This window comes from Streptomyces sp. NPDC034085 (genome assembly GCF_055575555.1).
Map to the genome: position 1 here is coordinate 503749 of NZ_JBVISL010000002.1, position 21671 is coordinate 525419.

Here is a 21671-nt window from a genome sequence, read left to right on the forward strand (position 1 = left end):
GGTAACACCGACATCGGGGAGGCGTTCATGGCACGTGCGCGTACGAAACCCAGGCTCAGATCTACCTTCGCCGCCGTCGCGGCGTTCGCGGCCGCCCTCGGGGGAGTCACGGCCGTCACCCCCACGGCCCACGCGGCCCCCGCCGCGTCCGGCTCGATCACCCCCCTGCCGCCGGAGCTGGAGGCCGTCCGCGCCGCCGAGGCGACCAGGATCTACGGGGACCCGGCCATCCGGCCCCTCGCCGACCGCAAGACCGGCCTCATCTCGCTCGGCGACAGCGAGATCTCCGGCGAGGGCACCGGCAACTACGACCCCGCCACCAACACCTCGGCCAACCAGTGCCACCGCTCGCCGGACGCGGCCATCCACCGCACCGGCATCGCCGCCGACCTCACCTTCAACGTCGCCTGCTCCGGCGGCTACACGGGCAACATCCGCATCGGCGGCAGCAAGCAGTACGCCGACGAACTGGTGCAGAGCGACAGCCTCGCCGTCAAGGCCCGCAACACGAGGATCAAGATGGTGGTGCTGGTCGCCGGCGCCAACGACGACCTCCAGTTCGGCCCGGTCATGACCGACTGCGTCACCCGCTGGGTGCTCAGCCAGGGCACCTGCGAGCCCAAGTACGGCCCCGGCTGGCAGGCGCGCGTCGACGGCCTGAAGCCCAAGGTCGAGGCGACCGTCGCCGACCTCAAGACGGTCATGCGCGACGCCGGCTACGCCGACTCCGACTACAAGCTCGTCGTGATGGGCTACCCCAGCCCCATCGGCCCCGACTTCTACGACAACCCGAACTTCCCCGGCAAGCTCCCCGGAGGCTGCGCCGGCTACGACTCCGACGCCGCCTGGGGCCGCAACCAGGCCGTGCCCGCCTTCGAGAAGGGCATGCGCGCGGCGGCCCTCGCCTCCGGCGCGCTCTACCTGGACAACTCGCGGCTCTTCCACGGCCACGAGGTCTGCATGGAGGACGCCTGGGCCCGCGGCCTCTACCTCGACCTCGGCGACCACTTCCCCTGGGACGAGAACACCGCCCGCCAGTCCTTCCACCCCAACTACCGCGGCCACGGCGCCTTCGCGTCCTGCCTGACCCAGCTCTACGCCTCCGGCCTGCGCGAGGCCTCCTGCGCCGACCCCGCGAGCACCGGCACGCCCGTCCTCCAGGCCGGGGCCTGGGACTCCCTCTACAAGCCCCTGAAGAACGAGGCCACCGGCAACTGCCTCGACTCCTTCGGCGGCTCCAGCGCCAACGACACCAAGGTGGTGGGCTGGGACTGCCACGGCGGCCGCAACCAGGGCTGGTGGTACGACGCCTCCCGCAAGGCCGTCCGCACCGAGCTCACCCACGACCGCTGCCTGGACGTCCCGGGCGCCGACTACCGCGCCGGCACCGGGCTGATCCTCTACGACTGCCACGGCGGCGCCAACCAGCAGTTCGTCCGCGACGGCGCCACCCTGCGCCCCGCCTCTGCCCCCGGCACGTGCCTGACGGTCTCCGCCGCCCACGAGCAGCTGCGCCTGCAGCCCTGCAACGGCTCGGCGGCCCAGCGCTTCGCGTAGCCCCGCGGCCCCCTCACCGCCACCGGACCCCCCACACCCGGCCGGAGTGCACCCGGCCGGGTGTTCCCCCGACACCGGCAGCCCACGGCTTCACAGCGCCGCGAGCTGCTCGCGCACCTGCCGGGGCCGGTTGGTGATGAGGGTCTCCACCCCGAGCCGGACGCACAGCTCCACGTCCTCGGGCTCGTCCACGGTCCACACCCGCACCCGCAGCCCCTTGGCCCTCAACCGCCCCACCAGCCCCGGGTCCTTGCGGACCAGGTCGATGCCCGGACCGGCGTGCCCCGCGAACGGCGGGCGCGGGGCCCGCAGCCGGCGCTCGATCAGGTGGACCGCGGGAAGCCCCGGCGCGAGCCGGTGCAGCCGGGTCAGCGCGCCGCGCGAGAAGCTCATCACCTCGACCAGCCCGGACCTGCCGTCGGCCAGCCCGTGGTCCCGCAGCATCCGCACCAGCTCGGCCTCCAGCCGGCCGCCGGCCCGGGTGGGGTGCTTGGTCTCCACCGCCAGCCCGACCGGCCGGTCCGCGGCGAGCGCCTCCTTGAGCAGGTCCTCGAACAGCAGCACCCGGGCCCCGCGGTGCGCCTCGCCCTTCCGCCGGCCGAAGTCGAAGGCGGACAGCTCCTCGTACGTCATCGCCGAGACGGCCCCGCGCCCGTCGGAGGTCCGCTCCACGGTCCGGTCGTGCACACAGACGAGCCTGCGGTCGGCGGTGAGCCGCACATCGCACTCGAGGGCGTCGGCCCCGTCGGCGACGGCCTGCCGGTAGGCCTCGATGGTGTGCTCGGGATGCTCGTGCGAGGCCCCGCGATGGGCGACGACGCGGACGGCGCGCGCGGTGCGGGAGTACGAGGTCGTCGGTGCCATACGGGAATCCTTGCGAACCGGGATGAACGGCCAGGGGCAGGCCGGTGCCCCCGACGTTAACCCGCCGCCGGGGCCGGCACCGGCACGCGCGAGGGCCCCCTCCCCCCGGGCGGGGAAGGGGGCCCTCACGACACCGGCTACAGGCCCGGGCCGCGGACCGGGATGTGGGTGAAGGTGGGCTCCGGGGCCGGGTTCTGGAAGAAGTCGTTGCCCTTGTCGTCGACCACGATGAAGGCCGGGAAGTCCTCGACCTCGATCTTCCAGACCGCCTCCATGCCGAGCTCCTCGTACTCCAGGACCTCGACCTTCTTGATGCAGTCCTGCGCCAGGCGGGCCGCCGGGCCGCCGATCGAGCCGAGGTAGAAGCCGCCGTGCGCGCCGCACGCGTCCGTCACCTGCTGCGAGCGGTTGCCCTTGGCCAGCATGATCTTGGAGCCGCCCGCCGCCTGGAACTGCTCGACGTAGCTGTCCATGCGGCCGGCCGTCGTCGGGCCGAAGGAGCCGGACGCGTAGCCCTCGGGGGTCTTCGCGGGGCCGGCGTAGTACACCGGGTGGTCCTTGAGGTACTGCGGCATGCCCTCGCCCGCGTCCAGCCGTTCCTTGATCTTGGCGTGCGCGATGTCGCGGGCCACGACCAGGGGTCCGGTGAGGGACAGGCGGGTCTTGACCGGGTGCTTGGTCAGGGTCGCCAGGATCTCGTCCATCGGCTGGTTCAGGTCGATCTTCACCACGTCGGCCGACTCGTCGAGGTGCGCGTCCTCGGTGTCCGGCAGGAAGCGCGCCGGGTCCGTCTCCAGCTGCTCCAGGAAGACGCCCTCGGCGGTGATCTTCGCGACCGCCTGGCGGTCCGCCGAGCAGGAGACGGCGATCGCGACCGGGAGCGAGGCGCCGTGGCGGGGGAGGCGGACGACGCGCACGTCGTGGCAGAAGTACTTGCCGCCGAACTGCGCCCCGATGCCGATCTTCTGGGTCAGCTCGAAGACCTGCTGCTCCAGGTCCAGGTCGCGGAAGCCGTGGCCCAGCGCCGAGCCCTCGGTGGGCAGCTCGTCCAGGTAGTGCGCGGAGGCGTACTTGGCGGTCTTGAGCGCGTGCTCGGCCGAGGTGCCGCCGACCACGATCGCCAGGTGGTACGGCGGGCAGGCGGCCGTGCCGAGCGAGCGGATCTTCTCCTCCAGGAACTTCATCATGGAGGCCTCGTTGAGGACCGCCTTCGTCTCCTGGTAGAGGAAGGACTTGTTGGCGCTGCCGCCGCCCTTGGCCATGAAGAGGAACTTGTACGCGCCGCCGTCGGTCGCGTACAGCTCGATCTGCGCGGGCAGGTTCGAGCCGGTGTTCTTCTCCTCCCACATGGTCAGCGGGGCCATCTGCGAGTAGCGCAGGTTCAGCTTGGTGTACGCGTCGTAGATGCCGCGCGAGAGCGCCGCCTCGTCGCCGCCCTCGGTCAGCACGTTCTGGCCGCGCTTGCCCATGACGATCGCCGTGCCCGTGTCCTGGCACATCGGCAGGACGCCGGCCGCCGCGATGTTCGCGTTCTTCAGGAGGTCGAGCGCGACGAACTTGTCGTTCGAGCTGGCCTCCGGGTCGTCGATGATGCGGCGCAGCTGGGCGAGGTGCGCGGGGCGCAGGAAGTGCTGGATGTCGTGGATGGCCTCTGCGGCGAGCTTGCGCAGCGCCTCGGGCTCGACCTTGAGGAACGTACGGCCGTCGGCCTCGAAGGTCGAGACGCCCTCCGAGGTCACCAGCCGGTAGGGGGTGGTGTCCTCGCCCAGGGGCAGCAGGTCGGTGTACGCGAACTCCGGCATGTCGGTAGCCATTCCTCAACTCGGCAGACAGCGCTGGCGACCAATTGGCAGCGCGGCTATCCAGCGTAGGACCTCTCGCGGCCGCTGTGTCTGTGAGGTAAGGCTCACCCAGCAGTATCGCGATCTATCGTGTCTCGCTATGCTGGCCGTGTGGACCTGGAAAAGCACTCCGCCGCCCCTGCCCCCGCGCCCGCCGCCGGGCCCCCCGCGCTGCGCGCCTCCGACGCCGACCGGGACCGGATCGCGGGGATCCTCGCCGACGCCCTCGCGGAGGGCCGGCTGACCTCCGAGGAGCACTCCGAGCGCCTGGACACCCTGTACACCGTCAAGACGGTGGGGGAGCTGGACCAGCTGGTACGCGACCTCCCCGCGCCCGCCGCCGCACCCCGGCCGGCCGCGCCGGCGCCTGCCGCCGTGCCGCCGCCCGCCGCCGGACCGGTCGAGACGGTGGTCGCCGTGTGCAGCAGCTCCGCCCGAACGGGCCGCTGGCGCCCCGGCGCGCGCACCCGCGCGGTGTCGGTCATGGGCGACATCACCCTCGACCTCACCGGGGCCGTCTTCGAGCAGCAGGTCACCGAGATCACCGTGACCAGCGTCCTCGGCAACGTCGAGGTGCTCGTCCCGGAGAACGTCACCCTGCGCGGCTACGGCAGCGGGGTCCTCGGCAACTTCGACGTCCGTGGCGAGGGCGCCGCCGCCGACCCGCAGGCCCCCGTGGTGATCGTCCGCGGCTTCGCCCTGCTCGGCAACATCGAGGCGCGCCCCAAGCGGGGGTCGCGCCTGGTCGACCTGGCGGCACGGCTGCGCCGGCACCCGGACTGAACGCGGCTGCGGAACGGCCGGTTTCGGACGAACCCGGTCGCCCCGGTGGCGCGCCCGGCATAGCGGAACGTCCACCCGGGTAGGGACTGGTGCATCGTCTCTCGCTCGCGTATACGTCGTCAGGAGTAGACCGTGCCGCATCCGCCGCATCAGTCCCTGCAGGCAGTCGCCGTCCAGGATCTTCAGACGCGCCCGGCCGCCGTGCCGAAGCCGCGGATCGGGGCCGGGGCGGAGGACGGCCCATGGCACACCGAGGCCGTGTGCCGCCGGGACGAGGCGGGCCTCTTCTTCGCGCCGTCCAAGGAGCCGACCGCGGCCCGCCTCGCCCGCGAGGAGGCCGCCAAAAGGGTCTGCGCGCGCTGCCCCGTGATGGTCGCCTGCCGCGAGCACGCACTGCTCCAGCCCGAGCCCTACGGCGTCTGGGGCGGACTCACCGCCGCCGAGCGCAGGGTGGTGCTGGGACGCAGGCGCCGGCGCGCCGCCGAGCTGCTGCCCGGCGCGGGCGCGCCCGGACCGGTCGCCGCAGCGGGCTGAGCGGGCGCGGCACCGGGGGCGACACGCAGGGCCCCCGCGGGAGCGCGGCACCGGCGCGGACGGAACGCCGGAACGCGAAGCCCCGCAGGCGCGGCGCGCACCGCCGCACCGCCGCCCCGAACCGGGCACGACACCGCGGGAACACCGCACGCACCGCACGCACGCCGAAGGGGCGGCCCCCCGCACCGGGACCGCCCCTTCGCCGTGCCGTCGCCGGCCGGACCGCTCCTACTGGGCGCGGTCGAAGTCGATGCCGCTGTAGGCGCGCAGCTTCGACAGGCGGTGCGTGGAGTCGATCTGCCGGATCGTGCCCGACTTCGAGCGCATGACCAGCGAGGACGTGGTCGCGGTCTCCGAGCGGTAGTGGACGCCGCGCAGCAGCTCGCCGTCCGTGATGCCGGTGGCGACGAAGAAGACGTTCTCGCCGGACACCAGGTCGTTGGTGGTCAGGACGCGGTCCAGGTCGTGGCCCGCGTCGATGGCCTTCTGGCGCTCGGCCTCGTCCTTGGGCCACAGCTTGCCCTGGATGACACCGCCGAGGCACTTTATGGCGCAGGCCGAGATGATGCCCTCGGGGGTGCCGCCGATGCCCATCAGCAGGTCGACGCCGGTGCCCTCGCGCACGGCCATGACCGAGCCGGCGACGTCGCCGTCGGAGATGAACTTGATCCGGGCGCCGGTCTCGCGGATCTCCTTGACGATGCCCTCGTGGCGCGGGCGGTCCAGGATGACGACCGTGACGTCCTCGGGGGCGATGTTCTTGGCCTTGGCGACCCGGCGGATGTTCACCGAGACGGGCGCGTTGATGTCGACGAAGTCGGCGGCCTCGGGGCCGGTGACCAGCTTGTCCATGTAGAAGACCGCGGACGGGTCGAACATGGTGCCGCGGTCGGCGGCCGCGAGGACGGCGATGGCGTTCGGCATGCCCTTGGCGTTCAGGGTGGTGCCGTCGATCGGGTCCACGGCGATGTCGACCTCGGCACCGGTGCCGTCGCCGACGCGCTCGCCGTTGAACAGCATGGGGGCCTCGTCCTTCTCCCCCTCGCCGATGACGACGACGCCGTTCATCGAAACGGTGGAGATCAGGGTGCGCATGGCGTTGACCGCGGCGCCGTCCGCGCCGATCTTGTCGCCGCGGCCGACCCACCGGCCCGCGGCGAGGGCCGCGGCCTCGGTGACCCGTACGAGTTCCAGGGCGAGGTTGCGGTCGGGCGAATCGGGAGCCACTTCGAGCTGGGGCGGCAGGTTGTGCTCGGTCATCGGAGCGCACCTTTCTGTACGACGACGGCCGGGATGTGAGGGTGCTGGAACTCTATCGGTTGGTCGACATATTGAGCAGACCGGGTCACGTATGAGCGGAATATCGGTCATGGTGTCCGGCTGAGCGGACACCGCGCGCCCCTGGCGGGACACCCGCAGGGGCCGCCACGCCCACCCCGGCGGTGATCGCCCCGGGCGATGCGGGACGATGGTGCGGTGGCAGGTATGAAAGGCAAGCAGACGGTCTGGGACATGGTCCGGTCGCTGGCGGTGATCGGCGTGGTCGTGGCGGGCATCTACATCTTCGTCCCCCATGACGACACGGCCGACCCGACGCGCACGGTGGACTACCGGGTGGAGGCCCTGACGGCCCGGCGCGCGGCTCCTTACCCCGTGGCCGTGCCGGTGGGCCTTCCGGAGCAGTGGCGGGCGACCTCGGTGACGTTCGAGCGCAAGAACGCGAACGCCTGGCACCTGGGCTTCCAGGACCCGGACAAGCAGTACGTGGCCGTGGAGCAGTCCACCGACACCTCCGCCAAGAACGTGGCCGGGATCACCCAGCGGGCGGCGGCCACCGGGCAGAGCCAGCAGGTCGGCGACCGCGCCTGGGAGCGCTGGGACGGCGAGAAGTACGACGCGCTCGTCCGGCAGGAGCAGGGGTACGTGACCGTGGTGACGGGCACGGCCTCCTTCGAGCAGCTGGGCGCGATGGCGGCGGCGCTGGAGTTCAAGCAGGGGCCCCAGACCCCCTAGACGCCGCAGGACGTACGGCGCGCACGACGAAGAGGCCGCCCGCCCCGGGATCCCGGGGCGGGCGGCCTCTTCGTGCTCACCGGCTCAGACGGTGGTGATGACCTCGTCGTAGGCCAGGCGCGGGCTGCGGTCGAACCAGGCGCTCTCGCCGGGCTTGCCGATGTTGACGACCATCAGCGCGGTGTGGTCGTCGTCGAGGAACTCCTTGCGGATGCCCTCCAGGTCGGCGCCGGTCATCGGGCCGGCGGCCAGGCCGGCGGCGCGCACGCCCACGATGAAGTACGCGGCCTGCAGCGCGGCGTTCATGCCGGCGAAGCCCTCGCGCACCGGGCGCTCGGTGAAGTAGTCCTTGACCTGCGGGTAGTGCGGCAGGAGGGTGTCGAACTCCTCGTGGAACTCGTTGTCCGCGGAGAGGATGGCGACCAGGGGGGCGGCGGCCGTCTTGGCCTTGTTGCCGTCCGACATGAAGCTCACCAGGCGCTCGCGGGCCTCGGGGGAGCGGACCAGGGTGACGCGCAGCGGGGTCGCGTTGAAGGCGGTCGGGCCGTACTTGACCAGGTCGTAGATCGCCTGGACCTGCTCGTCCGTGACGGGCTCGTCGGTGAACGAGTTGGCGGTGCGGGCCTCGCGGAACAGCAGGTCCTGAGCAGCGGCGTCGAGCACGAGAGACATCGGTAGGCCTTCTTCTTTGCGGAGTGGTGCGGTGTTTCCGACTGTAAGGGGAAAGTAGATGAAATTTCAACTAACTCTCCCGATCGGGTGGGGTGGATCACTCCTCGCGGCCGTCCTCGGCCTCCCCGGCCGCCGCCTCCCGGGCCGCGAGCGCCGAGTCCAGCCGGGCGCGGGCCCCTTCGAGCCAGTGCCGGCAGACCTGCGCCAGCTCCTCGCCGCGCTCCCAGAGCGCCAGTGAGTCCTCCAGGGAGGTGCCGCCGGCCTCCAGCCTGCGGACGACCTCGACGAGCTCGTCGCGGGCCTGTTCGTACCCCAGCGCCGTGTCGGTGTCTGTCATTCCCCGTGTCCCATCGTAGGTGTGCCGTGCATCGAATTGAGTGGAATGTGTCAGTTCTCGAGCGGGGCTGCGCCGGCGCTCGAGCCGGACTCCAGCGCCCCGTCCGAGGCCTCGCCGGACCGGGCCTCGCCGGACCGGGCCTCGCCGGGCTGCGCGACCGCCACCGCGAACTCGCCCTCGGCGACCCGCGCGCGCAGCACCTCGCCCGCCGCGACCTCCCCGGGCGCCCGCACCACGTGCCCGTCCGCCCGCTGGAGCACCGCGTACCCGCGCTCCAGGGTGGCCGCCGGAGACAGCGCGACCACCCGGGCGCGGGTGTGCTCCAGCTCCGACTCGGCCCGGTCCAGCAGGTGCCCGAGCGTGCGCCGGCTGCGGGCCAGCAGGGCCTCCAGCTCGGCCTCCCGGGTCTCCACCATCCGCTGCGGGTGCACGAACACCGGGCGCGCGAGGCAGTGCTCCAGCCCCCGCTCCTCCCGGTCGAGCAGGGAGCGCAGGGCTCGCAGCCCCCGCCCCTGGAGCTGGCGCACCCGCTCCAGCTCCTCCCCGACGTCCGGGACCACCTTCTTCGCCGCGTCCGTGGGCGTGGAGGCCCGCAGGTCCGCGACCAGGTCCAGCAGCGGGGAGTCCGGCTCGTGCCCGATCGCCGAGACCACCGGGGTGCGGGCGGCCGCCACCGTCCGTACGACCTCCTCGTCGGAGAAGGGCAGCAGGTCCTCCACGCTGCCGCCGCCCCGCGCCACGATGATGACGTCCACGTCGGGTCGCGCGTCCAGCTCCTTGACCGCCCGCACCACCTGGGGCACCGCGTGCACCCCCTGCACGGCGACGTTGCGGACCTCGAAGCGGACCGCCGGCCAGCGCCGCCGCGCGTTCTCCAGCACGTCCCGCTCGGCCGCCGAGGCCCGCCCCACCACCAGCCCGATCAGCTGCGGGAGGAACGGCAGCGGCTTCTTGCGGTCCAGCGCGAACAGCCCCTCGGCGGCCAGCGACCGCTTCAGCCGCTCCAGGCGCGCCAGCAGCTCGCCGATGCCGACCGGGCGGATCTCGCTCACCCGCAGGGACAGCTGCCCGCGCGGGGCGTACCACTCCGGCTTGGCCAGTACGACGACCCGCGCGCCCTCGGAGACCAGGTCCGCGACCTCGTCCCAGACCTGGCGGAAGCAGGTCACGCTGACGGAGACGTCGTGCGACGGGTCGCGCAGCGTCAGGAACACCACCCCGGCCCCCGGCCGCCGGGACAGCTGCGTGATCTGCCCCTCCACCCACACCTGGCCCAGCCGGTCGATCCAGCCCCCGATGAGCCGGGACACCTTACCGACCGGCAGCGGCGCATCAGCCGACGTATTGAGACCCATGCAGGCAGGCTAACCGGCGCGGCTGACAGCGTCTCAGGCCCCGGGGGGGATGTCGGCGTCCGGCACGCCCCCCGGACGCCCCCGCTGGACCAGCAGCACCCCCAGCCCCGCCAGCAGCCACACCGCCCCCACCAGCTGCGCCGTCCAGGAGGCCGCCGCGATCACCGCCACCGTCACCGCCGTCCCCAGCACCGGCACCACCAGGTGCTTCCACCACACCGGAGCCCCCTGCGCCCGCCGGACCACGAACCACCCCACCACCGAGGCGTGCAGCAGGGTGAACGCCACCAGCGCCCCGATGTCCACCACGGAGACCAGGTGGTCCAGCCCGTCGTCGCGCCGGGCCGCCCACACCGCCGCGACCAGTGTCACCGCGGCCGCCACCAGCAGCGCCGCCCTCGGGGTGCCGCCCGACGTGCGCGCCAGCGCGCCCGGCAGCCGCCGCTCCCGGGCCATCGCGAACAGCAGCCGCCCCGCCGCCGCCTGCCCGGCCAGCGCCGCGAACGCCGCCCCGACCGCCTTGCTCACCGCCACCAGGTCGTGCAGCCAGGGCCCGACCGAGGTCTCGACCGCGTCGTAGAAGGCCGGCCCCTGCCGGGCGGGCTCCGCCGCCAGCTCCGCCGGGGACACCGGCGCCAGCAGCGCCGCGAGGTAGGTCTGCGCGACGAACAGCACCCCGGTCAGCGCCAGGCAGAACAGCACCGCCCGGGCCACCCGGGCGCTGCCCCCGGTGACCTCCTCCGCGAAGGAGGCGATGGCGTCGAAGCCCAGGTACGACAGGACCGCGACGGACACCGCGCCCAGCACGGCGGCCGCCGAGAAGCCCGGCGAGCCGTCGCCGAGCAGCGGCGAGAGCCAGCCGCGCCGGGCCCCGTCCCGGACCAGCACGGTCACCGCCGCCACCACGAACACGAGCAGCACCGCGATCTCCATCGCCAGCACCGCGAAACCCACCCGCGCGGCCACCCGTACGCCCCACAGGTTCAGCGCCGTGGTGACCGCCACCGCCAGCGCCGTCCACACCCACCGCGACACCTCCGGCACCAGCGCGTGCATCGCGATGCCGGAGAACAGGTACGCCACCGCCGGGATCAGCAGGTAGTCGAGCATCGCCATCCACCCGGCGATCAGCCCCGCCCCCTCGCCGAGCCCCTTGCGGGCGTACGTGAAGACCGACCCCGCCCGCGGGGCCACCCGGACCATCTGCGCGTACGAGAAGGCGGTGAAGGCCATGGCGGCGGTCGCGACGAGGTAGACGAGGGCCACCGCCCCGTGCGACCTGGCGTCGAGCGCGCCGAAGACCCCCACCGGGGCCATGGGCGCGATGAAGAGCAGCCCGTAGACCACCAGATCCCGGAAGCCCAGGCTCCGCCGCAGCGCCGCGGGGGCCGCGGTGCGGGATTCCGTAGCGGATGCCATCGTTCCTCCGGGTGGCGGTCGGGACGGACGTTCGGCCAAGTCTGTGCCGAACGGGCGACGTACGGCCTGCTGGAGACCCCCGTACGATGGAGCGCATGACTGCTCCCGCCCCTGCTCCCGCCTCCCGCCGCGTCCTGCTCGCCGCCCCGCGCGGTTACTGCGCGGGCGTGGACCGTGCCGTGATCGCTGTCGAGAAGGCCCTCGAGCAGTACGGTGCTCCGGTCTACGTCCGCCACGAGATCGTGCACAACAAGTACGTCGTCCAGACGCTGGAGAGGAAGGGCGCCGTCTTCGTCGAGCGGACGGAGGAGGTCCCGCCGGGCTCCATCGTGATGTTCTCCGCGCACGGCGTGGCGCCGGTGGTCCACGAGGAGGCGGCGCGCGGCAAGCTCGCGACGATCGACGCGACCTGCCCGCTCGTCACCAAGGTCCACAAGGAAGCGATCCGCTACGCCAACGAGGACTTCGACATCCTCCTCATCGGCCACGAGGGCCACGAGGAGGTCATCGGCACCTCCGGCGAGGCCCCGGACCACATCACCATCGTGGACGGCCCCGACGACGTGGCCAAGGTCGAGGTGCGCGACGAGTCGAAGGTCGTCTGGCTCTCCCAGACCACGCTCTCGGTCGACGAGACCATGGAGACCGTCGACGCGCTGAAGCAGAAGTTCCCCCTGCTCGTCTCCCCGCCCAGCGACGACATCTGCTACGCCACCTCGAACCGGCAGGCCGCGGTGAAGGTGATGGGCGCCGAGTCCGACCTGGTCATCGTCGTCGGGTCCAAGAACTCCTCGAACTCCATCCGCCTGGTCGAGGTCGCCCTGGACGCCGGCGCCCGCGCCGCCCACCTGGTCGACTTCGCGAGCGAGATCGACGAGGCCTGGCTGGAGGGCGTCACCACGGTCGGCCTGACCTCGGGCGCCTCCGTGCCGGAGGTGCTGGTCGAGCAGGTCCTGGAGTGGCTCGCGGAGCGCGGCTACGCCGACGTGGAGATCGTCAAGACCGCCGAGGAGTCGATCGTCTTCTCGCTGCCCAAGGAGCTGCGCCGCGACCTGCGCGCCGAGGCCGCGCAACTGGTCGCCGACAAGTAACTCCTTTCGTACCGTATGCCCATGCAGATCTTCGGTGTGGACATCGGTGGTACCGGCATCAAGGGCGCTCCTGTGGACCTGGAGCGCGGCGAACTGGCGCAGGAGCGCCACAAGGTTCCGACACCACAGCCGGCCACCCCCGAGGGGGTGGCCGGGTGCGTCGCGGAGGTGGTGGACGCCTTCTCCTGGCAGGGCCCGGTCGGCGTCACCTTCCCGGGCGTGGTCACGGACGGCGTCATCCGGACGGCGGCCAACATGGACAAGGGCTGGGTGGGCGTCGACGCGGCGGCCCTGCTGTCCGCCCGGCTGGACGGCAGGGCGGTCACCGTCCTGAACGACGCGGACGCGGCGGGCGTCGCGGAGATCACGTACGGGGCGGGGCGCGGGGTCGCGGGCACGGTGGCCCTGCTCACCCTGGGCACGGGCATCGGCAGCGCGCTGTTCCGGGACGGCCGGCTCGTGCCGAACACGGAGCTGGGCCACCTGGAGCTCAAGGGCCACGACGCGGAGACCCGCGCCTCGGTCAAGGCCAAGGAGGACGGGGACCTCACCTGGGAGCGCTGGGCGCACCGGCTGGAGAAGTACCTGGCGCACGTCGAGATGCTCTTCTCCCCGGACCTGTTCATCCTCGGCGGCGGCGTCAGCCGCAAGCCGGAGAAGTTCCTCCCTCTGATCACGGGGATCCGGGCGCCGATCGTCCCGGCGGAGCTCCAGAACAACGCGGGGATCGTGGGCGCGGCCATGGCGGCGCGCGACCGGGAAGGGCGGTAGGCGCCGGTCGTCAGGGGCGCGGGTCGTCAGGGGCGCGGGGTCAGGAGGCGGGCGCCGGCGGCCCTGCGCTGCTGACGGGCGGCACGCTTGCGCCCGCTCAGGGCGGCCCGGCGCACCAGCGCGATCAGGGCGGCGGCCAGCGTCCCCGCATACAGCCACCCGGCGTGCAGGGACAGCGCGGACACCATGCCCATGAGCTGCCCGCCGAAGCCGCCGGAGCCGTCCGAGACGGGCCACACCCCGGCGGCGAAGGCGATGGGGGCCGAGATCGGCGCGGTGATCAGGTCCGCCGGCCGCACCCACACGGCGACCGCGGCGGCGACGGGCAGGAAGAGCAGCCCGTACGCGAACAGCGAGGAGCCGAAGAGCAGCCGGCAGACCCCGGCGACCAGCAGCATCGCCAGGCAGGCCAGCAGCCCGCCGCCGAACCCGGTCAGCAGGGGCCGGGGCATCCGCCGGGGCGTCCGCCGCGGCATGCGCCGGGGCGCGGCGGGCCGCCGGGCCTGGGCGGGCACCTGGGCGGACGCCCGGGGGTGACGTACCGAACGCATCCTGTATTGCTCCACCCCACCAAACTAGGCGGGACGACGGCGGAATCCCGGGCCGGACACGCGTACGTCCACCCCCGCTCATCGGAAAGTAAACTGTCCGGTGGCCCACCTCCGGGCCGCCGCCCCCTCCAGCTACGGGAAGTCGCCAACGTGTCGCTCACGATCGGAATCGTCGGCCTGCCGAATGTCGGCAAGTCGACCCTGTTCAACGCCCTGACCAAGAACGACGTGCTGGCGGCCAACTACCCGTTCGCCACCATCGAGCCGAACGTCGGCGTCGTGGGCGTCCCGGACCCGCGCCTCGCGGTCCTGGCCGGCATCTTCGGTTCGCAGAAGGTCCTCCCGGCCACCGTCGACTTCGTCGACATCGCCGGCATCGTGCGCGGCGCGTCGGAGGGCGAGGGCCTGGGCAACAAGTTCCTGGCGAACATCCGCGAGTCGGACGCGATCTGCCAGGTCATCCGGGCCTTCAAGGACGAGAACGTCGTCCACGTCGACGGCAAGGTCTCGCCGAAGGACGACATCGAGACGATCAACACCGAGCTGATCCTCGCCGACCTCCAGTCCATCGAGAAGGCCGAGCCGCGCCTGACGAAGGAGTCCCGCCTCCAGAAGGACAAGGTCGCGGTCCTGGCGGCGGTCGTCGAGGCCAAGAAGATCCTCGAGGCGGGCGACACCCTCTTCTCGAAGGGCATCACCAAGGGCACGGAGCAGGGCGACCTCCTCCACGAGCTCCACCTGCTCACCACGAAGCCGTTCCTGTACGTCTTCAACGTGGACGAGGACGAGCTGACGGACGAGGCCTTCAAGGCGGAGCAGTCCGCCCTGGTCGCCCCGGCCGAGGCGATCTTCCTGAACGCGAAGCTGGAGGCGGACCTCGCGGAGCTGGACGACGAGGAGGCCCTCGAGCTCCTCCAGTCCGTCGGCCAGGAGGAGCCCGGCCTCGCCACCCTCGGCCGCGTCGGCTTCGCCACCCTGGGCCTCCAGACGTACCTGACGGCCGGCCCGAAGGAAACCCGCGCCTGGACCATCAAGCAGGGCGCCACGGCCCCGGAGGCGGCGGGCGTCATCCACACCGACTTCCAGCGCGGCTTCATCAAGGCGGAGGTCATCTCCTTCGCGGACCTGGTCGAATGCGGCTCGGTCACCGAAGCCCGCGCCAAGGGCAAGGCCCGCATGGAGGGCAAGGACTACGTCATGCAGGACGGCGACGTGGTGGAGTTCCGCTTCAATGTGTAGTGGGTGACATACCACCACTTCACTGATCTGGCAAACATGCAGGTCAGAAGGGGTCCGGCTCTTCGGAGTCGGACCCCTTAGTTTTTCCCGTGCTGGATCGGTGCTGGATAATCTGACGCGTCATCACCTCTCGTCACCCCTGATCATCCCGACCGTGCTGGATCTGTGCTGGATGTGCCCGACTCGTCACGAGGACATTCGGGCGGCCCCTCCGCATCCTCCTTATGTCCGCTTTCTCTGCGACTGAAGGATGAGACCGGAACGCACTCAAATACTCCCTCCACTCGAACAGGCGTTCCATGTTCTACTGGCGGAACATGTCGTTCCGAGACGGAGGATCGCCTTGCCCAGCCGCACGAAGTCCGCGTTTGTCGACCTGCTCGCTATACCCGAGCGAGGCCACGAGCATCGGGTGTCAGCGGCTCTCGGGTACGGCCTACTGGCCACTGCCGTCGTCTTCACGGGAACCATGGCGGTCGCCAGGGAGGACCACGGTCAGGCAGCGAGAAGGCCCCCTTTGGCCGCCGCGCCCGACCACGGACCCGCCGAGGCCGACGTGCCGGGCAAGGACGTGGAGATGGACGAAGGCGCAGTCCCCTCGAAGGGGCAGCCGCAGCCCGCTCCGGTCTTCAGCGAGGACGAACGCGACGGGTATGTCCCCACGTACTTCGATGGGCACGGCGGCATCGCGGGCGTCCCACTGACCGAGGAGCAGCGCCGAGCCGTTGTGGCCGAGGCTATGCGTCGGGGGATGTCGGAGGAAGCGGCGCACGATCTGGCATACGGCGAGGATTCCGAGGCTGGTGGCGAGGACACCGTCTTGGCGGACGGAAACGGACGCCAGCCGGTCTACCGGAAGATTGCGCCTACCGAGGTCGACCACGCATCGGTAGAGGCCCCAGCTCGAAGCGCGGGTGGCGCCAAGCCGGGGAACCAGGCGCGACGCGAGGGCGCCGGCACTCAGGGGCGACGAGACGAGCGCCAGGTCGGGGGCGAGAAGGAGCAGGATCGAACGCCGAAGAAGGACGAGCGGCGCGAGAAGCCGTCCGTCGCCGATGTCTTCGAGCAGCAGCTCAAGGACCAGATCCCGGACCCGATCGAGGATGTCCTCGGACCCTTCAACCCGTTCCGCGCCTTCCTGACAGACTTGAGCATGTACGGCGTCGATGTCGAGCTTGAGGTGTCCGAGCCCGACCCGGTAACCGACACGGTCACGGTCACGGGCTCTACGAGGGTCAGCGAAGATGTGGCGGTCACCGTCGAGGCCAAGGTGCCCGTCGAGGAGCCGCGACCCGGCGAGCGGAAGCCGTGCACGATCACGACGACCGTGACGCACCCGGAGACAGGCGTCGTGAAGTCGGAGAGTACGGCGATCGTGCACGACCCGGACGACGTTCCGCGAGTGGCTGTGAACGAAGTTGTCGACGCGGTTTTGGAGGCCAGCGACGGGACGGGGGCCGAGGAGGAGGCGGTCCGGGAGGCCGTCGGAGACCTCGCGGACGCTCACGATCTCTAGGCGATGGCCTATCAGAACCCGGTGACGGGCTGCCCAGTCAACCGCTGGGCGACCTGCCACAACATGCCGCCGCGCGACGCTTTCACGAGCACCTTGTCACCAGGTAGGAGGATCTTTTCGAGTAGCTCTGCGGCGGTCTTGTTGTCGGCGACCATCGCGAGTTCAGGTACCCCGGCCGCGCCCGCGTATAGAACGAGCTGCTTCACCATGTCCCCGCCGACGCCGATCACCATGTCAACGCCCAGCTCGCCAGCCATGCGACCAACGGAACGATGGGCCTCCACGGCTTCGTCGCCCAGCTCCAGCATCTCGCCCAGTACAGCGATCGTCCGTCCGCCTACCGGCTGGGCTTCTGCATCGGTTACGTCGGTGGCGGTCGAACCGTCTGCCTCGGTCATCGGAACTCTCCGTTGGTCAGGGGAGCGAAGGTAATCGCGCGGCCCGTGTAAGAGGGGGCCAGGCGGCTGAGTGGAACGCTGTCGTGCCTCTGGCCCCACGCGGACGGGTCGCGGAAGTGGATGGTTGGATCTGGGCCGTCTTCGTATCCGCGCAGGATGACGAGGTGGCCGCCCGAACGTCCATCGTCGGGGAACTGCTCGGTCACGGACACGATGAGTGGTGCTTCATCGAGTCTGGCCGGCAGTTCCTCGACGAGGACGGGTTCAGCGGTCGAGGGAACTCCGAGCTCGGTGGCCAGGCTTGCGATCCCTGCGTGCAGGGCTCCGCGGGGCGTCAGCACTTCGTTCTTGACAGCCAGTTTCAGGAGTTCCGTCACTGTGGGCGCTTCCTGACCGTAGGCCAGGAGAATCATCCGGAGCGACGCCAGGCCGCACGCCCGGTTGGACCATTCGATCCTGTCTCCCAGTGCCCACCCTCCGTGGAGATCCCATTCGGCGGGGGTGATGAGCTGTCGGCACATGGGGACTTCGTGGGCGCGCGGCACAGCGGCATTGCTCCTACAGGGAGACGGCAGCCTCCCGCGTCACCGTGGTGCTGGAGAACACGGGAGTGGGCAGGGGAACATCGTACGGCGGCCGGGACAGGGCCTCATGAAGCATCGCCAGTACGACATCCGTGTGCGTGAGTCCGACCATCGCCGCCCCGACCGCGAAGTTGCTGTCACGGGACATGCCCGGCGTGCTGTTGACCTCCAGCACGTACGCGTCGCCCTTCTCGGTGACGATGAAGTCGATGCGGGCCGAGCCGCGCAGTCCGATCCCTTCCCACAGCGTCCGGGCGTCCCTGGCGATCCGGTTCATCGCTACGGTCTCCAGCTCGGCGGCGCGGACGGTGACGGCGCCCTTCGAGTCCACGTCGAGCTTGGTGTCGGCGTCGTAGAACTCGGCATCGGTCGCCTCGGTGGTCAGCGGGGGGAAGACGATCACCGAGCCGCCCGGAAGCTCCAGCATTCCCACGGTCACGGGTGTGCCGACCACGTAGTCCTCGACGAGCACCTCGTCGCCGCTTTCCCCTGCGGCCTCCGCCAGGGCGCCGGGCAGGTCGACCGCGTCGCGGACGAGGCTCATGCCCACGCTGGACCCGCCGAAGGGCGGCTTCACCATGACGGCTCGGCTGCCCCAGTTCACCGGGCCGCCGGACCAGACGCGCCAACCGGGCGTCGGGACGCCGAGGGTCAGCATGATCCGCTTGCAGAGGATCTTGTCAGCGGCCACCGCGGACGCCTGTACCCCGCTGCCGCAGTAGGGCACGCGGAGGTAGTCGAGCAGGCCCTGAAGACGGCCGTCCTCACCGTAGGGGCCGTGCAGGTTCGAGAGGGCCACGTCGTACGAGACCAGTTCCCTGATGAAGTCGGGCTGGGTGGGGTCCAGCACGTTCCACCGCGCGCCGATCTCTTCGAGTGCCTCGCCCAGGGCGGTCACGGACCGCTGCTCGACGGGGCACTGGGAGTGGTAGAGCCTGTCTTCGGCGGACACGGGCCCGTAGATGAGGGCGACGCCGAGGCCCTGCCGGCCTTGCGCCCACTCGCGGAGTTTCTCGGCGGCGTTCTGCGCCGCCTGCTTCGAGGTCGAGTCGAGAAAGACGGTCATGCGAGTACCCCTTCGAAGGTCTGGGTGACGGGCCCGCCAACCCAGGCGGCTCGTTCCGGGCGGGCGTCGTGCGGACGGACGGTGAGCGGCTCACCGGCCTGGTTGTGAACGGTGACCTCGCGCTTGGCGACGAGACCGCGCATGGTGGCGATGACGACGGCTGCGACGGCCCCGCTGCCGCAGGAGAGCGTCTCGGCTTCGACGCCGCGTTCGTAGGTGCGGATCTTGAGCGCCTGGCGGCCGAGGCGCTGGACGAAGTTGACGTTCGTGCCGAGCGGCGCCACGTTCTTGTGGTGCCGCACGACTCGGCCGACCACTTCCGCGTGGATGGCGTCCACGTCGTCCACGACGGCGACGACGTGTTCCGTGCCGGTGTGCGCGCTGTCGAACCACGTCGGCCTGCCGTTGATGATCGTCTGCAAGACGCGGGGCTGGATGGCGCCCACTTCGGCCGTGACCCATACGGCTTCCTGGTCGACGAGCGCCTCGTGCATGACTCCCGCCATGCGGAGCTTCATGGCGGTCGTCGACCCCGAGCTCTCGTCGTAGGCGACCCACGCCACGCACCGCAGCGCGTTGCCGCACATCGTTGCCGCCGACCCGTCCGCGTTGAAGCAGGCGACTTCGAGCACGTTGGTCTCGTCCTTGGCGGGACGGCTGATGACCAGACCATCGGCGCCGACGCCGGTACGCCTCGCACACAGGCGCTCTGCCGTCTTGGCCCAGACCGTGGCGTCTCTCGGCTCCGCGTTGGTGACGAGGACGAAGTCGTTGCCCGCCCCATGGACCTTGCGAAATTCCATGCCAAAGCTCCTCGCGTCGTGCGGTGAAGGTGTTTGGTACGAAGCCCGAGCGGGCTGATCAGATGGGGCGGAAGACGGTGCGCGCCTCGCGCATGACCCAGGGCGGCCGTCCGGCGAAGTGCAGGACGCGAACGGAAGCAGTGCCCAGGGACCGCATGTCCCGTATCCGCTGGTACTGGCCGTCGAGAAGTACGAAGTCGCCGATGTGGACCTCGTTGGGCGTGCTGCGCGTCTTCACGGTCCCGACCGGGGCAGGCGGCGCTTCAGCGCGCGCAGCCTTGCTGCTCTGGCGCACGTAGTGCATTCAGCCTCTCCAGATTCCGAGCACGATGGCGCCGCCGATCGACAAGACGGCAGCCATGTAAGCGAACTGCTGGGCGCGGTGACTCATTGGGCCCCAACCGAGAGGGTCTCGACGCGACGCTGGACAGCCTCGATGCCGATCTTGGAGAGGGGCATCCAAGCGGCTGCACCCATCTCGATCGCCGAGGGGAAGACGGCGCCGGAGTGCCCGCGGAACAGGTAGCGGATGCCGACTCGGAGGCGGGGGCCGTAGGGGTGGTGTCCCGGCATGGTCACGTCGACCAGAAAGGGGCCCTCGGCACCCGGTTGGGTCCACACGTCCCGAATGCCGACCTGCTCAGCCAGCAAGCGCAGAGCGGCACCGCTGAGCGTGTCGTCCTCGTCTTCCGGCTCGGCCTCGGCGAGGGCATAGCGGGTTCCGTTCCGTAGGCAGAGGACGCGGCCATCCTCGTTCACGACGACGCCCCCCGTGACGACGAGAGGGCAACGCTGCTCGTGGGTGCAACCTCGGCGCCGTGAGTGGTCAACGGCGGCGTCATACACCGGCATCAAAGCCATCCGTTCGTCCGGGTGCTCGTAGATGTAGTGCGAGAGCTCCCGGATGATCTGGTCTTCCTTGACGCTCACGGCGCACCCAGCCCGTTGCGTTCGGTGTAGATCCAGAGGAGGCGTCGCGTGAGCGTTGCCGCGTCCCGAAGGTAGAGGAACGCTCCGAAAGCCGGAGTGCTCGCGGTCGGCCGGTTCTTGGGGTCGATCAGGTTGTTGCCCTTGCGGACGAGCTCCCGCACCTGCGGGTCGTCCTCCGCACCCAAGTCCTCACCGAGCAGAGAGTTGAGCTGCTGGACGATGGCCGGCGTGACGCCGTCTATGTCCGCACGGGTCGAGGAGTCCATCCGCATGGTGAGAACGGAGTCAGTGCGCGAGGAAATGGCCTCAACGTCGATCGCGGCCGAACTCTGATCCACCGAGTTTTGAGACAGTCCCTTTTCCTTGCCGATACTTGCCAACGCCATCACTGCCCCCTTCGGGCACGTTATGAGCCGTGCCCATAAAGCTAGGGAAGTGGGTGGCAAGTACTCCAGGAGTGTGCCAGAACTTGCCAGGAACTCACCCTTGAGATTCGATGGCGCGGGTGATGAGTTCACGTGCAGAGCTGCCGATGACGGCATGTTCGTGCAGCTCAGCGAACGTCCTGGCATACATGGCAAGTTCGTGCTTCTGCAAGACCGTTAGGTGCGCCGACACCAGTTCGACTTTGACGGTGTGGTCGTCGAACATGAAGAAGCCCTCGACGGGCATGAGCGGGCGGTCGATATCGCGGGGGATGATGCCGATGCTCACCGTGGGCAAGGCCATAGCGCTGATGAGATAACCGAGTTGGCCGGCCATCACGTCCGTCCCGCCGATGCGGTTATAGAGGGCGCTCTCCTCCAGGAGGATGACGAACGTGCGCGGCGTGTAGACGATTTTCTGCTTCTCTAGTCGGACCTCGACAGCCGCGTCTACGTCGTCGATCAGGCCACGACGATCGCGGATGGAAGTCAACAACGCTTTGATATAGGAAGCGGTTTGTACTGGTCCAGGAATGAGCGACGGCGCGTAGAACCGAAAGTTTTGGGTTCGCTCCCAGAGGGGGAGGGCGGACTCTTGAGCCCATTTGAGCCCGTCGCTCTCCATCTTGTGCCACTCGACGTACATGCCCTCGATTCCGCGGGCCGTCTTGACGAGTTCCTCCGCAAGGCTGTCGGCTCCGCAGGCTTGGCACCAACCACGAAGGTCGCGCTCCGAGGGCGCGCGTGTGCCGCTCTCGAAGCGCGATGCCTTCGATTCGTGCCAGCCCAGTTTCGCGCACAGGGCTCGTTTGGTGAGCCCGGCCGCTATCCGGATCTCAGCGAGGCGTTTCCCGAGCGCCTTGCGGGCTTCCTGCGCGCTCGAAGATGCCGGTTGCATTTGGGGTGACGGTCCTATGTGAGG

At 70.5% G+C, this 21671-nt stretch carries 24 protein-coding genes; 8 read left to right on the plus strand and 16 right to left on the minus strand.

Going from position 1 to position 21671, the window contains the following annotated elements; genetic code table 11:
- Positions 1 to 27: 27 nt before the first annotated feature.
- Positions 28 to 1557: a ricin-type beta-trefoil lectin domain protein gene (locus ACZ501_RS07585; protein WP_361608919.1), complete on the plus strand. Its 1530-nt coding sequence runs from the start codon at positions 28 to 30 to the stop codon at positions 1555 to 1557.
- Positions 1558 to 1647: 90 nt separating this feature from the next.
- Here the strand turns inward: ACZ501_RS07585 and ACZ501_RS07590 are convergent, their stop codons facing one another.
- Positions 1648 to 2421 (minus strand): glycerophosphodiester phosphodiesterase, encoded by a 774-nt coding sequence (locus tag ACZ501_RS07590; RefSeq protein ID WP_468793247.1) that lies wholly within the window; start codon positions 2419 to 2421, stop codon positions 1648 to 1650.
- Positions 2422 to 2558: 137 nt separating this feature from the next.
- On the minus strand, positions 2559 to 4223 hold the full coding sequence (locus ACZ501_RS07595; RefSeq protein WP_468793250.1) for a fumarate hydratase: 1665 nt from the start codon (positions 4221 to 4223) through the stop codon (positions 2559 to 2561).
- Between the two features lie 150 nt (positions 4224 to 4373).
- On the opposite strand from ACZ501_RS07595, the gene ACZ501_RS07600 reads away from it, so the two are divergent.
- Both ACZ501_RS07600 and ACZ501_RS07605 read left to right on the plus strand, forming a co-directional pair.
- On the plus strand, positions 4374 to 5045 hold the full coding sequence (locus ACZ501_RS07600) for a DUF1707 SHOCT-like domain-containing protein (RefSeq protein WP_468793252.1): 672 nt from the start codon (positions 4374 to 4376) through the stop codon (positions 5043 to 5045).
- Positions 5046 to 5177: 132 nt separating this feature from the next.
- The gene (locus ACZ501_RS07605) at positions 5178 to 5579 is read left to right on the plus strand and encodes a WhiB family transcriptional regulator (protein ID WP_468793255.1); all 402 of its coding nucleotides are present in this window, start codon (positions 5178 to 5180) and stop codon (positions 5577 to 5579) included.
- A 228-nt stretch (positions 5580 to 5807) separates the two neighbouring features.
- Here the strand turns inward: ACZ501_RS07605 and glpX are convergent, their stop codons facing one another.
- The gene (gene glpX / locus ACZ501_RS07610; protein WP_361608913.1) at positions 5808 to 6839 is read right to left on the minus strand and encodes a class II fructose-bisphosphatase; all 1032 of its coding nucleotides are present in this window, start codon (positions 6837 to 6839) and stop codon (positions 5808 to 5810) included.
- A 225-nt stretch (positions 6840 to 7064) separates the two neighbouring features.
- Between glpX and ACZ501_RS07615 the strand changes: the two genes are divergently transcribed.
- Positions 7065 to 7592 carry a DUF4245 domain-containing protein gene (locus tag ACZ501_RS07615; RefSeq protein ID WP_361608925.1) on the plus strand — a complete coding sequence of 176 codons (528 nt, stop codon included), beginning with the start codon at positions 7065 to 7067 and terminating at the stop codon, positions 7590 to 7592.
- 84 nt (positions 7593 to 7676) lie between these two features.
- On the opposite strand, the gene ACZ501_RS07620 is transcribed toward ACZ501_RS07615, so the two are convergent.
- From ACZ501_RS07620 to ACZ501_RS07635, 4 genes are all read right to left on the minus strand, one after another.
- Positions 7677 to 8264 (minus strand): malonic semialdehyde reductase, encoded by a 588-nt coding sequence (locus tag ACZ501_RS07620; RefSeq protein WP_361598434.1) that lies wholly within the window; start codon positions 8262 to 8264, stop codon positions 7677 to 7679.
- Positions 8265 to 8361: 97 nt separating this feature from the next.
- The gene (locus ACZ501_RS07625) at positions 8362 to 8601 is read right to left on the minus strand and encodes an exodeoxyribonuclease VII small subunit (protein WP_361598431.1); all 240 of its coding nucleotides are present in this window, start codon (positions 8599 to 8601) and stop codon (positions 8362 to 8364) included.
- Positions 8602 to 8651: 50 nt separating this feature from the next.
- Positions 8652 to 9956, minus strand: coding sequence for an exodeoxyribonuclease VII large subunit (gene xseA / locus ACZ501_RS07630; RefSeq protein ID WP_468793258.1), 1305 nt, complete (start codon positions 9954 to 9956; stop codon positions 8652 to 8654).
- A 33-nt stretch (positions 9957 to 9989) separates the two neighbouring features.
- Positions 9990 to 11375 carry an APC family permease gene (locus ACZ501_RS07635; protein WP_468793260.1) on the minus strand — a complete coding sequence of 462 codons (1386 nt, stop codon included), beginning with the start codon at positions 11373 to 11375 and terminating at the stop codon, positions 9990 to 9992.
- 86 nt (positions 11376 to 11461) lie between these two features.
- On the opposite strand from ACZ501_RS07635, the gene ACZ501_RS07640 reads away from it, so the two are divergent.
- Entirely contained in the window at positions 11462 to 12466 is a 1005-nt protein-coding gene (locus ACZ501_RS07640; protein ID WP_361598422.1) for a 4-hydroxy-3-methylbut-2-enyl diphosphate reductase, read from the plus strand.
- A gap of 21 nt (positions 12467 to 12487) precedes the next feature.
- Positions 12488 to 13237 (plus strand): polyphosphate--glucose phosphotransferase, encoded by a 750-nt coding sequence (ppgK, locus tag ACZ501_RS07645; RefSeq protein WP_362455416.1) that lies wholly within the window; start codon positions 12488 to 12490, stop codon positions 13235 to 13237.
- Positions 13238 to 13263: 26 nt separating this feature from the next.
- Here ppgK and ACZ501_RS07650 read toward each other — a convergent pair whose 3' ends face one another.
- Entirely contained in the window at positions 13264 to 13788 is a 525-nt protein-coding gene (locus ACZ501_RS07650; RefSeq protein ID WP_468793263.1) for a DUF6542 domain-containing protein, read from the minus strand.
- A 150-nt stretch (positions 13789 to 13938) separates the two neighbouring features.
- Between ACZ501_RS07650 and ychF the strand changes: the two genes are divergently transcribed.
- Both ychF and ACZ501_RS07660 read left to right on the plus strand, forming a co-directional pair.
- Positions 13939 to 15027: a redox-regulated ATPase YchF gene (gene ychF / locus ACZ501_RS07655; RefSeq protein WP_361598416.1), complete on the plus strand. Its 1089-nt coding sequence runs from the start codon at positions 13939 to 13941 to the stop codon at positions 15025 to 15027.
- A gap of 343 nt (positions 15028 to 15370) precedes the next feature.
- On the plus strand, positions 15371 to 16543 hold the full coding sequence (locus tag ACZ501_RS07660; RefSeq protein WP_468793265.1) for a hypothetical protein: 1173 nt from the start codon (positions 15371 to 15373) through the stop codon (positions 16541 to 16543).
- Between the two features lie 11 nt (positions 16544 to 16554).
- On the opposite strand, the gene ACZ501_RS07665 is transcribed toward ACZ501_RS07660, so the two are convergent.
- The 8 genes from ACZ501_RS07665 to ACZ501_RS07700 all read right to left on the minus strand — a co-directional run bounded on the left by ACZ501_RS07665 (position 16555) and on the right by ACZ501_RS07700 (position 21647).
- Positions 16555 to 16941: a glutamate ligase domain-containing protein gene (locus ACZ501_RS07665; RefSeq protein WP_468793267.1), complete on the minus strand. Its 387-nt coding sequence runs from the start codon at positions 16939 to 16941 to the stop codon at positions 16555 to 16557.
- Positions 16938 to 17462: a C39 family peptidase gene (locus ACZ501_RS07670; protein ID WP_356450276.1), complete on the minus strand. Its 525-nt coding sequence runs from the start codon at positions 17460 to 17462 to the stop codon at positions 16938 to 16940. Before ACZ501_RS07670 ends, ACZ501_RS07665 begins: the two co-directional genes overlap by 4 nt.
- Positions 17463 to 17499: 37 nt before the next feature.
- Positions 17500 to 18591, minus strand: a complete 1092-nt coding sequence (locus tag ACZ501_RS07675; RefSeq protein WP_356450274.1) for a D-alanine--D-alanine ligase family protein — start codon at positions 18589 to 18591, stop codon at positions 17500 to 17502.
- Positions 18588 to 19394, minus strand: a complete 807-nt coding sequence (gene dapF / locus ACZ501_RS07680; RefSeq protein ID WP_468793269.1) for a diaminopimelate epimerase — start codon at positions 19392 to 19394, stop codon at positions 18588 to 18590. Before dapF ends, ACZ501_RS07675 begins: the two co-directional genes overlap by 4 nt.
- Positions 19395 to 19452: 58 nt before the next feature.
- A complete protein-coding gene (locus ACZ501_RS07685; RefSeq protein WP_356450270.1) occupies positions 19453 to 19632 on the minus strand; it encodes a hypothetical protein in 180 nt (59 codons plus the stop codon).
- 149 nt (positions 19633 to 19781) lie between these two features.
- Positions 19782 to 20324, minus strand: a complete 543-nt coding sequence (locus ACZ501_RS07690; protein WP_468793271.1) for an NUDIX hydrolase — start codon at positions 20322 to 20324, stop codon at positions 19782 to 19784.
- Positions 20321 to 20710, minus strand: a complete 390-nt coding sequence (locus tag ACZ501_RS07695; protein WP_356450266.1) for a hypothetical protein — start codon at positions 20708 to 20710, stop codon at positions 20321 to 20323. The genes ACZ501_RS07690 and ACZ501_RS07695 overlap by 4 nt, the downstream gene beginning before the upstream one ends.
- Before the next feature lie 94 nt (positions 20711 to 20804).
- Positions 20805 to 21647: a helix-turn-helix domain-containing protein gene (locus ACZ501_RS07700; RefSeq protein ID WP_468793273.1), complete on the minus strand. Its 843-nt coding sequence runs from the start codon at positions 21645 to 21647 to the stop codon at positions 20805 to 20807.
- Positions 21648 to 21671: the final 24 nt, after the last annotated feature.